The organism is Mongoliibacter sp. (assembly GCF_007692705.1).
Classification (GTDB): Bacteria; Bacteroidota; Bacteroidia; order Cytophagales; family Cyclobacteriaceae; genus Mongoliibacter.
This window is the reverse complement of sequence record NZ_REBN01000143.1, coordinates 19524-33027: the sequence shown is the minus strand read 5'-3', so window position 1 is coordinate 33027 and position 13504 is coordinate 19524. Positions and strand designations below refer to the sequence as shown.

The window sequence follows — 13504 nt, the reverse complement described above, 5'->3', positions numbered from 1 at the left end:
TTTTACCTTACCCAGTCCACTTTTTCCTCTATAGACTTTCTCCTACCCAATGGCCATCTTTCGGTCGCAGGCTTTGCCACATAGAAAAATCCCATCAACATATCTTCTTCTTCCAAGCCAAACCATTCTTTGGCTTCTGGCCAGAATGTAGGACCGCCTGTTCCCCAATAAGCTGCCAATCCATGAGCAGAGGCTGTCAAATACATATTCTGAACTGCCATGGAAACCGCTGCAATTTCCTCCATTACCGGAAGATTTGCTTTGAGATCTCTCTTCATTTTGATCGCAATAATATGCGATGCTTTGAGCGGGTTTTCCTTGAGTTTATTATAAGTTGCTTCTACAAAGTTTCCATTTTTTGTGGCCCTCTCCCGATATCGCTCAGATTGAAAATCTGCAAACTTCTGCAAGCCTGCGCCCGAAAAAACGGTAAATGACCATGGTTCGGTCAACTTATGGGTGGGTGCCCAATTTGCATTTTCCAACATTTCCTGAATGATGGTATCGGATACAGGATCATTTTCTTTGAATTGGGCTACAAACATGGACCTACGGCCTCGGATAATTTTATTTACTTCTTCAATATTAAAATCAGGTCTTTCCATAGAGATTTTATTGATAGTTACTGTCAGGTTTTAGAATGCGAAATAAAGGCAAATGGTTTCCTTTTAGACTAATTTCTATTTCAAAACAATTGTTATGTTTGTCTCAGTCATCAGGTTAGCTGGAAAACACTTTTAATTTCCAATACCTTCGGTAAAGATCTCTCTGGAAATTCATTGATATTGGTATCAAGCCAAAGTATTTATTGCAGAATAAGTTATTCTGGGAAATCAATAAAGATGTATTAAAATCAGATTAACCCATCATCTCTATTTCTCCATAAAGCTCCTTATATCCATAACCAGTTTTTCAAAATCAGGTCTATGGTTGTACATCATATGGCCTCCTTCATAGTAAAACATCTGCACCCTTTCCATAGGAATATCATGTCTCGCGAAGGTATATTCGGCATCTAAAAAAGGAGTAATCAAATCATAATAGCCATTAGCCACCATGACTTTGAGGTCTTTATTCCTCCTCATGGATTCTCCCAACCCCCTGGCCACATTGACATAAGAAGGTTCCCATCCTATACCATCAGGCACCGGTTTCCAGTTCCATTTGCCGTAAATTTTACTATTGGATGTCAAATAAGGCCGGTCAATTTTAATATTTAAAGTCCTTGCAAAATAATCCTGTAAGGAAGCAGTATATGCTGCATCTATTGCATAGCTTGATGCATCCCCCAAAGTAGGCCTGTCAGCAGTTTGGTCTCCTTCTTCTCCTAGGTACCTGCTATCAAGCGTACCGATAGTCTTGCCCTCTTTCCTCAATAATTCCTTTTTGAATCTTGAGGTTAAAATCCTATTGTCGGATAAAAGCACATATTCGGGGTCAAGTCCCAAAAAATTGGCAATTCTTGATGCTAAAGTTCTTTTGTTTTCTGTGGATAACTGATTCCCCTGATACAAAGCAGGAAGGTAAACATTGTAGGCAAATTCCCTCGCCTCCTGTACAAAATCCTCTAAGGCCTTACCTTCTCCAGCTTTTCCATGGTACCAAGCAGTGGCCGCCATGGTGGGGAAATAGGTGAAATAAGAGGCTATATTGTCATGTACTGAAGTGCTCCCCTGATAATCTAACGCCTGAGAAATCAATATCAATCCATTCAAGGCCATAGTCTGCCCTCCGCCTTCCAACGCAGCGGTAACAGCACCTGCCCTAGTTGTACCAAAGCTTTCACCAGCGATATATTTGGGGGATTGCCAGCGTTGGTTTTGAGTTATCCACAATCTCATAAATTGAGCAATGGAGTTCGCATCTTCCCTCAAGCCCCAATAATCCTCCACTTTTCCTTTACCGATTACTTGGCTGTAACCCGTTCCAATTGGGTCTACGAATACCAAATCAGTAATATCCAATAAAGCCAGGTCATTGTGGATAACTTTGAAAGGAGCGGCACCATCGTCTGATTTGGCGTCAGAATCAACCTGGACTACCTTTGGGCCAAAAACTCCCATATGCAACCAAACTGAGGCTGATCCTGGACCTCCGTTGAAAACAAAAGTCACTGGTCTCTTGGAAGGATCCGGTTCATCCTTGATATAAGCTGTTGACCATACGGATGCAGTTGGTTCCCCTTCGCTGTTTTTTAGATAAGTTTCTCCAGCAATCGCTTTATAAGCTATGCTTTTCCCATGAAAGGTCCCTTGGTGGGAGGTTTCAAAAATAATGGGCTCTGGAATTGGTTTTTCGCTTTCTTGGGCAAAAATCGGAGAAAAACAAAGGAACAAGAATAGACTAAAACAGATTGTTTTCATGTTTTTATAATTTGTTTTTTAGAGTTCAACCACGATGGATCGGGGCAGGCTATGGAATCCCTGCCTGTCCGGCAGGCAGGTCACTTTGATAATCATCCCAGTGTGTGATCCCGTAGGTACGGGATCATGCCTGCCTGTCCGGTAGGCAGGCTCGATTTCATATGGTTAATTGTTAGATATGATTATTTGGAACGATCCCAGTAAATCTCAAATTTAGTATTAAAGGTTATTATCAACAATTTCAGATTTCTTGAGAAAATGATGGTCTAAGATATTTACCTAATTTCAATCTTCCATTTCCCCTAAAATCTCTGCATCTGCCTCAATTTCCACCAAATATCCCTCTCCTACCAATTTGGCCTCTACCAAAGTATTTGCTGGTTGGATATGTGCAAATCTTTGCCCGTGGGCCCTTGCTACCGCTTCCCAGTCCTTGATATTATTGACAAAAATCCTGGTTCGAATTACATCCTCCATTTTTCCCCCCAAGGAAATAATTGCCGCTTCAATTTTGTCCAAGACAAAATGGGTTTGGGCAGCGGCATCTTTTCCACCGATCATCAGATTTCCATGGGTGGCAGTAGTACCTGACACTGAAATTCTATTGCCTCTGCGCGTGCCCCGGCTGTAACCGGCCATCCCTTCCCAGACTGTTCCGCTGAAAACCTGAAGACTTCCATTTGCTCCCTCATTGATTTCAAAAGGTTTTGGAAGCTCTTCCAGGTGATGGCTTAGGTCTCCCGATGCTGTCAGAAATGGAGGCTTCCTGTACTCATCGCCGCAGTCTCCAGGAATTGGGCTCAACTGGGATTGGGCATTGTGGATAACTGACTTATCCACATCGTCTAATTCAAAGGTAAATAACTGTTTAGTGTCCTCAATATGAATACTTTGCCCCAATCTTGCCCCAATAATTACACCTCCAATATAGTCCTGGTCCATGATGAATTTAGTGGCTACATTCGCTATAGAAACTTGATGCTTTTTTGCCACTTTATCCACAGTCTCGAGAAGGTACTGAAACTTATCCCATCCTCCGGCAGCGTCGATAAACCTTTTGTATTTCATCTGTGACCAAGTGCCGCCATTTTGAATAGAGGGTTCAGTTTTCCCCAACCATTTATTCGACAAAAATCCTCCTGCCAAGGTCCCAAATGCCAATACTTTTACGCCATACTCTTTACAGACTTGGGCCATTTCTCCGGAGGCCCTTTGATCAATCAAGGAATGGCAGACCTGATTGGAGACGACAGGAATACCGCTAGCACAAACTATTCTAAGATGTGCCGCATCAAAATTGGTCAGACCAATATGTTTGATAAGGCCCTCTTTTTTCAATTCAGAAAGCCAAAAGAGCTGATCCAGCCAGGTTGGGTCAGGGTAAGACCATGCATGAAACTGCAACAAATCAATTTTCTCAACCTGAAGTCTGTCTAAAGACAATTGGATTGCTTCTCGCGTTTCTTGTTTGCTGGATTTCCCAGGCTTTGGTACCCATTTCGTCAAAAGTTGGGCTCTTTTACCTTGGGGATGTTGGTTGTAAAAAGTACCGGATATGATTTCAGCCGATCCATAATGGTCTGCCATATCAAACGTAGTCAATCCGGCTTCTACATATGGTGCCATAGCAAGAGAGGTGGCATTGGGATCAAGTATATTCCCGTCTTTCTCCATATCTGCGATCTGCCAAAGTCCGGTCAATACTTTTGAAATCTTAAGGTCAGGGGCGAGGTCAGTATATAAATCCATTATTAGTATATTTTTATGGTAAATGAGAAAAAAGCGATTTGGTGTCAATTCCTTTTCTTTTCATTTGGGTAAATTTAAAATAGAATATCATGGAAGCAATACCCATTACAATCAACCAAATAGACGTTGAGTGAAAATACCAAGCCCCGGCCTCAGTATGGATATCTTTCCAGGTGTGGATAAATAGAAAAAATGATAAAATAATTGTACCACACCAACCAATAATAAGTCTCACTTTTCGGTTTTTTACAAATCGAATTTCCTTAGTTAAAGCAGGGTTTACCTTTTCGATTGACAATAAGGTTATGCACATCAATAGGAAATTAACCATCATAGAAGTCACCATAATGTCAATTCCCAAAAAGAAATCCCCTGCAAAATGACTGCCTATAATGCCAACACTTGCCATCATACCACTGATTATGATTGCCAGATATGGGGTTCTGAATGTTGAATGTATTTTGGTGATGGATTTTGGGAAAATACCATCCTCCGCCCATGCAAACATCAACCTGGATACCGAAAGTAGCATGGCAGGTAAATCATTAATCAGGGCTATTGCTGCGCCTGCTACGATCAAAACCGTAAGTCCTGAGGGTAGGAGATAGCTCATCATCCCAGGTGCAGTAATGTCCCTCTCCATTGCCTGAGCTGAGACAAAAGACCACGGGACTGCATTGTAAACTGCTCCGGTAAAAAGCATGTAATATCCGCCTACTATTAATATGGTCAACCCAATTGCAAGAGGAAGCTTTTTGGTCGGGTCTTTAGCCTCCCCTCCAGCCTGGGCAATGCTATCAAAACCGATGAAGCTGGCAAACAAAAGGCTGCCGGCTGATAAAAAAGCAAATAAATCAAAACCATGCCCCTCAGTTACCTCTGGAAACTCACCTTTTTTAAGTAAGAATGATTGTGCGAAATCTTCTTGTGTAAAGTAAAAACCGCTTATGATGACAATTCCTCCCAATAAAAACATCAGGATCATCAAGGGTATAATTGTCTTTTCATACAATTTTGCCCCTTTAATATTGACAAAAACAAAGAGCCAGACCAAAGTTAGAGACAGTAACACCCTTACAATTCCGGAGTCGAGGGCAGCTGCCATTTTAATCCAAGCAAGGGTTTCAGCAATATCCCTGAGAAAAGGTATAGTCACGTAGGCAACAACTCCAATCACTATAGATAAGCCAAACCATTGAGAAAAACTGGCAATAAAACCAAGGTATGGATTCAGTCCGCGACTGGCATAAATATAACTACCACCAGCTTTCGGCATGGCTGTGGCCAATATACTGTATGCAAAAGCAGCCAATATTGCAGGAATAGCGGCGAAAATAAAAGCGTACAAAACGTAAGGACCAATACCTGGCACATGTCTCTGTATCATAAAAGGCACCACATTGATAGACGCACCCAACATGGAACAGACTCCTGTTGCAACCAAAGCGGTCAAACCAAGCTGACGGCTTAAAGTAGAATTACCCATTCATTTTTTTGGGGAAAATCCGATAATATCTATTCAAATCAAAGCCTCGAACTGTAAATGCAGAGTTGAAAGATGATCAGTGGTAAAAAATAATCCTAAAATTCAACCTGACGAAAACTTTGGCATCTGACTGATAATCTTAACAGTTCTAATTGAAAAGATTTTCCCACCAATATTCAAGCATGTTTCGCCCGTCCCAAATACTCTTTTTTTATCTAAATTAATTCTGTATTTTTCGAACTAGCTTAACTTACAAAATTCAAATTTATCTACGGATTTGCTCCGTTGATTTCGTCCAACAGCATGAAAGTTTCTCCTGAAAAACCTTTTGAAATTATCTACGCCATATTCATTCATGAGTATTTGGGGCTACTATTTGAATCCTTTGTGGTGCAATTGGACGAAAAAGGAAGGCTTTCATTTGCCAATCAAAACATTTCAAGTATCAATGCGCCTGAATTTTCATCAGGTCTTGATGAGATGGATTATAAGCTAATCAAATGGATGGATGACATGCAGCAGGATGCAGTTGTCAAAAAATTCAATACCAAAAAGCTTAAGCCAAAAGAATACCTGAGAAAAATTTACGATCCCAAAACCGAAAATAAGACTATTCAGGAGTTGATCGAGCGAAAGCTTGAAAATCTCAGGGCAAAAGTCTTGGAAAATCTCCACGGGAAAAGACTTTTTGAAATGGGCAATGATGGAAATCCTATTTGGAAGGAAATTCGAATCATGCCTGAAAAGGCATCAGTACTTTTTCATTTTAGAAGGAATGAAGACAATACCCATTATTTCCCTACCCTTAAATATGGAGGAGAAAGACTGGAATGGCAGTATAAAAACGCCTATCTCATTTGTCATGAACCTGCATGGCTGGTGGTAGAAGGGAAACTTTACAGTTTTAAAAAAGATGTTGATGGCAAAAAGCTTCAACCTTTCCTTAATAAAAAATTTATTGTAATTCCCCGGAAGGTAGAAAAGCAGTATTACGAAAAATTTGTCACCCAGCTTGTATCTTCTTTTGATGTGTATGCAAAAGGTTTTGATATCAAGGTCCTCCGAGATCAACCAAATGCAGTACTAAGCCTGAGTGATTTACCAAACAATCCGAAAAATGATCTTTTCGGAAACCCAGTTGAAGAAAAAGAGGAAGACAGTATAGTTTTTGATTTACAGTTTCAGTATGGAGATTATATTTTCCGGTCTGAAGAAAAAAATGAGAATAACGTAGAATTAGAACAGATTGATGACAATTATATTTTTCACAAAGTAATTAGGGATTTAGATAGGGAAAAAACTTATGGAGACTATTTAAAGGGCTTGGGTTTGCCGGTCAACAGTGCAAGGTTTTCCCTTTCAAAATCAAAGGCTTTTGGATGGATCAACAACTATCGGGAAAATCTAGAGGAAAAGGGAATTCAGATCAAACAGTCAAGTACGCTTAAAGGCAAAAGGTATTTTATCGGCCATGCTCATATTTCTGTTGAAGTCAAGGAAAACATAGACTGGTTTGATGTAAATGCCATAATTAAATTTGGTTCTTACGAAATTCCTTTTCATAAAATAAGAAAACTATTGCTTCAGGGTAAAACTGAGTTTGAGTTGCCCAATGGTGAGATTGCAGTAATCCCCAATTCCTGGTTTGTCAACTACTCTGAAATGTTCGCATTTCTTGAGGAAAAAGAGGAAGAGGCTACACAGTCTCTTGTACTTAAAAAACACCATATCGCTCTGGCGCAAGAGCTACAGGAAAGTAACTTGCTCCAGCTTAGCCTGAGTAGAAAACTTGAAAAACTTCGTGATTTCAGTAAGATTGAAGATTATGAACTTCCTTCCAAGTTTAAAGGACAATTAAGGCCTTATCAAAAAGCAGGTTATAATTGGTTGAGATTTTTAGCTGAATACAAATTTGGTGGTTGTTTGGCTGATGATATGGGGTTGGGAAAGACAGTACAGACCCTAGCGATGTTAGCATACCAAAAAGAAGTCAATCCAGAAATGACTTCTCTTCTTGTGATGCCTACTTCATTGATTTACAATTGGGAATTGGAAGCAAAGAAGTTTACTCCAAGCTTAAAAATTCTGACCTATACAGGAACGAATAGGCTAAAGGATAACAGCAGGTTTGCCAAATATGATTTGGTTTTGACTTCCTATGGAATAACCAGGATGGATATCGATATTCTGAAGGGGTTTTATTTCAATTATGTTATTCTTGATGAATCCCAAGCTATTAAAAACCCAGGAAGCATTATTTCCAAGGCAGTTGGAGAATTGAATTGTAAGCAGAAGCTGATACTTACCGGAACCCCGGTAGAAAATGGTACGATGGACCTTTGGTCACAGATGAACTTTATCAACAAAGGTTTGCTGGGAGGTCAAAGCATGTTTAAAAAACAATTCCTTCAGCCCATTGAGAAACAAAACGATATGGATAAAGCGGCAAAGCTTCATGCTTTGATCAAACCCTTTATCCTGCGTAGGCTAAAAACCCAGGTAGCTACTGATCTTCCAGAGAAAGTAATCAATGTGAAGTATTCTACCATGACCGAAGATCAGGAAAAAGCCTATGAAGAAGTTAAAGGATATTACCGCGAAAAGATTGTCAACGAAATGTCTATTCCTGGGTTAAAAAATCAGCAGTTCACCTTGTTGAGAGGTCTTACCCAGCTGAGGCAAATTGCCAATCACCCGAGGCTGACGGATAAGAGTTATTCATCTGACTCTGGGAAGTTGGAAGATGTGATCCACATGTTGGAAGCTACTGCCAGTGAGGGTCACAAGGTTTTGATTTTTAGCCAATTTGTAAGACACTTGGGAATTGTGAGGGAGTATTTGGATCAACAGGGGATCAGCTATGCTTATTTAGATGGTACTACCAAAGACCGACAGGGCCAAGTTCGTTCTTTTCAGGAAGATGACAAAGTGAAAATTTTCCTGATTTCTCTTAAGGCAGGAGGCGTAGGCCTTAACCTGACAGCCGCAGAATATGTCTTTTTATTGGATCCATGGTGGAATCCGGCTGTTGAGGCTCAAGCCATTGACAGGGCACACAGAATTGGTCAAGAAAACAAAGTGATCATCTATAAATTTATCACGCGAAATACGGTTGAAGAAAAAATCATGGCCTTACAAGAACGCAAAATGGCACTTGCAGGTGAATTGATCAGTACTGAAGAAAGTTTTATGAAGAGTCTGAGCAAAGATGACATAGAGGCACTTCTTGACTGATAAGAAGCTTGTTTCAATGTAACATTGGAATTCCATGACTTTTTGAGCTATTTTGAAGATCAAACCTAATTAGCTATGGATAAGGCAATCATGATGATTCAATGTAAGGATCAAAAGGGTATAGTGGCCAAGGTCTCGGATTTTTTATATTCCTATAAAGGTAATATCCTTGAAATTGACCAGCATGTGGACGAAGAAATCGGCATGTTTTTTATGCGAGCAGCATGGGAGCTGGAAAGTTTTGATTTGGAAAAGGAGAAAATTGCAGACACCTTTCAACAAGATGTGGCGAATGAGTTTGGGATGAAGTTTGAGCTTCATTTTAATACCTCCAAACCTAGAATGGCGATTTTTGTGTCCAAGCTTTCACATTGCCTTTTTGATATATTGAGCCGCTATTATTCCGGACAATTTGATGTAGAAATTCCACTTGTCATTTCTAATCACTTGGAGCTGAAAAGGGTGGTTACTGCATTTAGAATCCCATTTTATCATCTGCCTGTGAATAAGTCCAATAAGGCTGAAGTGGAAAAACAGCAAATCGAATTATTGAAACAGCATCATGTGGATTTTGTGGTGCTGGCTAGATATATGCAAATCTTGAGCGGTGATTTTATCAAAGTTTTTCCCAACAAAATCATCAATATCCATCATTCATTTTTACCGGCATTTGTAGGCGCCAAGCCATATCATGCAGCCTATGAAAGAGGGGTGAAAATCATTGGAGCCACTGCGCATTATGTAACAGAAGAATTGGATGCGGGGCCAATTATAGAGCAGGAAGTTGCCCGGGTTAGACATCATAATTCTCCTGCTGATCTGGTACAGATGGGTCAGGATGTGGAAAAGGTAGTTCTTTCGAAAGCCATCAAATACCACCTTGAAAGAAAAGTGCTGGCTTATGGAAATAAGACAGTGATATTTTATTGATTAAGTTTTTAGAATCTTGCTTTCTTGTTAGTGTAGCGAATTGGGAATTGTTGTCAATTTGTATTCCATTAATTCCGGTAAGTCAGTGTTTTGAATATGTGTATACTTCAACATCACAGGAAAAAATAAATATATACCCAAGAAGGACAATACGAATAGGTTCAAAAAGGAAAAAAAGCTAATTTATTGGCATTATTTTGTAATAAAAAAAATTAACATTTTTTCAGATTAAATCATATTAAAGTAATTTTTTAAAGAAATAATTTCATTGATATTTGAAATTGAGACTTTTAAAAATCATTTGCTATGAAAACAAACCTACTATTACTTCTCCTTTTCTTCATGGCTTTTGCGCCTATTGTTTCCTTCGCTCAGGAGGAAAAGCCAAAATTACAATATACAGTCGGAGGGGGTGCCTCTATTGACGGGAACAACCTGCTTTGGGGGCTAAATTTGAATAATGAAATTAATTATAAATTAGGTAGAAGAACTTCCCTGAATGCTGCAATTCTTTTTTATCAATCTCTTGGAAATCTAGAAAATAGAGGGGTTTCTCCAGGTCAAAAAAGTATAGACCAGTCTTCTGGTATTTTTATTACGCCAACTCTTAAGTACGATATTCTTCAAAGGGATTCTGGCTTTATTTTGGCTTTTGCAGCTGGTCCCTCCCTTCAACTTGGTGGAAATACAATCGAAATGAATAATTTTTCTGGACCAGAAAACGCTCCCTTTATTTCTGCCAGTAAATTTCAGAGAATAGGTCTCTTTTTAGAACTTGAAGGGGAGTGGAAAACAAAAAATCCCAATATTCGAAATGCAATAGGTATCTCAGCTTATGGCGCTGATTATTACTTTCCATGGTATCTGAATGCTACATATAAAGTGAGATTTCAAGCAGGGAAATAAAGTTGAAATAAGGTAGAAATAAAATGAAATATTTTTAGCTAAAAGCCAAGTTTCAGACCTAGGTAAAATGTTTCTTTTACATACTTCCGATTGATAAATCTATACCATTTATTAATATTTGTTGGTATATTTAATCAACGAATTTTGATATTATGTCTAAAAATACAAGTGTAACTTTAGGAAGTCATTTTGAGGATTTTATCAATAAACAAATCCAAAAAGGCAGATATGGATCCACCAGTGAGACTGTTCGAGCGGCTTTACGCCTTTTGGAAGAGAAAGAAGTAAAACTTGAATCACTCAGAAAAGCAATCATTGAAGGTGAAGAAAGTGGGCGAGCAGAATATTCTTTAGATTCTTTCCTGGAAGAGTTAAACGGAGAATAAATTGGGTTTCTATCTAACAAACAAAGCAAAAGATGACTTAAGAGATATTGCTAAATACACTCGAAAGGAATGGGGTATTAAGCAAAGAGATCTTTATTTGACCCAGCTTGACAGTACTTTTTTATTACTTTCCCAAACCCCTAACATAGGTTTAAATTGTGACTACATACGCCTGGGGTACAGAAAATATTTAACTGGGAAGCATCTTATTTTTTATCGATCTATTGATCAAAATGATATTGAAATAGTAAGAATTCTTCACGAAAAAATGGATGCAATTAGCAGAATAAACAAATTTTGATTCTGCTGATTGGAGGTAGAGTTATAACCTTGCTTATCTTGAAGAATTATATTTTAAATGTATTTCGCTACTGAAATATTTCGCAAAGCATATTTCTACCCTATTTCGCCGAAGGCATATTTCTACTTTATTTCAATACGAATATTTTGATTTTATTCGGTTTAGTTCGTTTAGTACTTCCACTTATTCGCCAAACTCACCAAATGAAGCATTATCGGCACTTCCACCAATACTCCGACTACTGTTACCAATGCGGCGGGGCTGTCAAGACCGAATAAGGCAATGGCGACCGCTACTGCCAACTCAAAGAAATTACTTGCCCCGATCATGGAGGCAGGTGCACAGACCGCATGTCTAAGTTTCAATTTTCTTCCTCCAAACCATGCCAAGAAAAAGATAAAGTACGTTTGGATGATCAATGGAACTGCGATCAACAAAATGATCAATGGATTATTCAGGATATTAGGTCCTTGGAAGGCAAAGAGTAAAATCAAGGTCAGCAATAACGCGATGATGCTGACAGGCTTGAACTTAGGGAGAAACTCTTTTTTGAACCAGTCTTCTCCTTTATTGGCAATCATGATTTTTGAGGTAATTACCCCTGCTACTAAAGGAATCACAACAAAAATAACTACTGATGCCACCAATGTACCATATGGAACTGTCACATTGGTGATTCCTAGTAAGAAACCAACCAAAGGAACAAAGGCTACAAGGATAATCAGATCGTTTACAGAAACCTGAACCAAGGTGTAATTGGGATCTCCGTCTGTCAAATAAGACCACACAAAAACCATAGCCGTACATGGAGCTACGCCCAGAAGGATTGCCCCTGCGATATATTCACCAGCCATCTCTGGCTCAATGTAGGCCGAGTACAATTGGTCAAAGAATATCCATGCAAAGAATGCCATGGTAAAAGGCTTGATCAGCCAATTGATCACCAATGTCCAAATCAAACCTTTGGGCGCTTTGCCCACCCCTTTGATACTGCCAAAATCTATCTGCAACATCATGGGATAAATCATCAACCAGATCAGAATGGCAATCGGAAGGTTGACATTGTAGATTTCCAAGTCTGACAAGACCGAGATATCATCTCCTGCCAAATGACCGATCAAAATTCCTACACCTATACACAAGGCGACCCAGAGGGTCAAATACTTTTCGAAAAAGGCGATTTTTTTGGTTTCAGACATTTTATTCTAAGTGATAAATTTTAGAAATAAGATCGATATAAAATGGAAATAAAGTTGAAATATGATTGAAATACTGTAGAAATAAGATTTATCCATATTTCGGCGAAGCCTATCCCGAATGGCTAAGCTCTCGGGACCTTCGCTAAAGCTTCGGTTTCTTTTTATTTCGCCACCAGCGTATTTCAATTATATTTCGCGAAGCATATTTCTACTTTATTTCATATGAATTTTTGAGAAAACATAAAGCATCTCCGATCCAATCTGCAAAGATCGTGTATCATACATTTCCGCTTCTTGATCTGTATCATCAAATGCTTTTGGATCTTCGTATCGGACGGGAATTCTGGCTTCTGTTCCGGGTATAAAAGGGCAGTTTTCATCAGCATGGGAACAGGTCATCACTGCAGCAAAGCCTGTTGGAGCATTGGCAGCATCATCATAAACTTTGCTGAAGGTGACAATTGGGTCTTCATCATCTGAATAAAACACAAAATATTTTGGATTCTCTTCTCCTTCCTTGCTGACTTTGAAGCCAAATCTTTTGATAGATGCTACTGCGCGTTCATTGAAAGCGGTGACTTCAACTCCTCCGGAAAAAGAGTTCAAATCAATGCCATGATAAGCTGCTGCCACCTTTCCCCAAATCTGCGAAAACTGGCTTCTGCGTGAATTATGAGTACAGATAAAGTTCAGGTTGATTTCCTGCTGCTGATTGACTTTTTGTTGAACATAGTCAATTAGTACTTGAAGTACTACCTTCCGATCATCTGAGATCGATAGTGCTTGCGCCTTTTCGATATGCGCTTGGAGTGTTGGGTATAGATTCATTTTTTTAAAGAAACAAGAATCAAGAGTCAAGAAACAAGATGCCTTCTCACGAAATAGGTTAACATTTTATAAAGAGTAGTTCTCTGATTTACATGCCTCCAATATTTCGCCGAAGGCATATA

General features: G+C 39.1%; 11 protein-coding genes. 5 read left to right on the top strand and 6 right to left on the bottom strand.

The annotated features are described in order from the left end of the window. Positions 1-2: 2 nt before the first annotated feature. The 4 genes from EA341_RS08340 to EA341_RS08325 all read right to left on the bottom strand — a co-directional run bounded on the left by EA341_RS08340 (position 3) and on the right by EA341_RS08325 (position 5598). Complete coding sequence (locus EA341_RS08340) at positions 3-605, bottom strand: nitroreductase (protein ID WP_293012922.1); 603 nt, start codon at positions 603-605, stop codon at positions 3-5. A 267-nt stretch (positions 606-872) separates the two neighbouring features. After that, a complete protein-coding gene (locus tag EA341_RS08335; RefSeq protein ID WP_293012921.1) occupies positions 873-2363 on the bottom strand; it encodes a peptidase S10 in 1491 nt (496 codons plus the stop codon). A gap of 285 nt (positions 2364-2648) precedes the next feature. Further along, positions 2649-4112, bottom strand: a complete 1464-nt coding sequence (locus tag EA341_RS08330; RefSeq protein ID WP_293012920.1) for an aldo/keto reductase — start codon at positions 4110-4112, stop codon at positions 2649-2651. A gap of 13 nt (positions 4113-4125) precedes the next feature. Then, complete coding sequence (locus EA341_RS08325) at positions 4126-5598, bottom strand: APC family permease (protein ID WP_293012919.1); 1473 nt, start codon at positions 5596-5598, stop codon at positions 4126-4128. Positions 5599-5901: 303 nt separating this feature from the next. Here EA341_RS08325 and EA341_RS08320 point away from each other — a divergent pair, with 303 nt between their 5' ends. From EA341_RS08320 to EA341_RS08300, 5 genes are all read left to right on the top strand, one after another. Then, positions 5902-8832 carry a DEAD/DEAH box helicase gene (locus EA341_RS08320; RefSeq protein ID WP_293012918.1) on the top strand — a complete coding sequence of 977 codons (2931 nt, stop codon included), beginning with the start codon at positions 5902-5904 and terminating at the stop codon, positions 8830-8832. A 75-nt stretch (positions 8833-8907) separates the two neighbouring features. Next, entirely contained in the window at positions 8908-9762 is an 855-nt protein-coding gene (gene purU / locus EA341_RS08315) for a formyltetrahydrofolate deformylase (protein WP_293012917.1), read from the top strand. Positions 9763-10068: 306 nt separating this feature from the next. Continuing rightward, positions 10069-10668, top strand: coding sequence for a hypothetical protein (locus EA341_RS08310; RefSeq protein ID WP_293012915.1), 600 nt, complete (start codon positions 10069-10071; stop codon positions 10666-10668). A 152-nt stretch (positions 10669-10820) separates the two neighbouring features. Beyond that, positions 10821-11054: a type II toxin-antitoxin system ParD family antitoxin gene (locus tag EA341_RS08305; RefSeq protein WP_293012913.1), complete on the top strand. Its 234-nt coding sequence runs from the start codon at positions 10821-10823 to the stop codon at positions 11052-11054. Position 11055: 1 nt separating this feature from the next. Further along, positions 11056-11355, top strand: coding sequence for a type II toxin-antitoxin system RelE/ParE family toxin (locus tag EA341_RS08300; protein ID WP_293012911.1), 300 nt, complete (start codon positions 11056-11058; stop codon positions 11353-11355). 170 nt (positions 11356-11525) lie between these two features. On the opposite strand, the gene arsB is transcribed toward EA341_RS08300, so the two are convergent. Together arsB and EA341_RS08290 are read right to left on the bottom strand one after the other, a co-directional pair. Then, a complete protein-coding gene (gene arsB / locus EA341_RS08295) occupies positions 11526-12554 on the bottom strand; it encodes an ACR3 family arsenite efflux transporter (protein ID WP_293012909.1) in 1029 nt (342 codons plus the stop codon). A 213-nt stretch (positions 12555-12767) separates the two neighbouring features. Next, entirely contained in the window at positions 12768-13382 is a 615-nt protein-coding gene (locus EA341_RS08290; protein ID WP_293012907.1) for a protein-tyrosine-phosphatase, read from the bottom strand. Positions 13383-13504 lie beyond the last annotated feature (122 nt).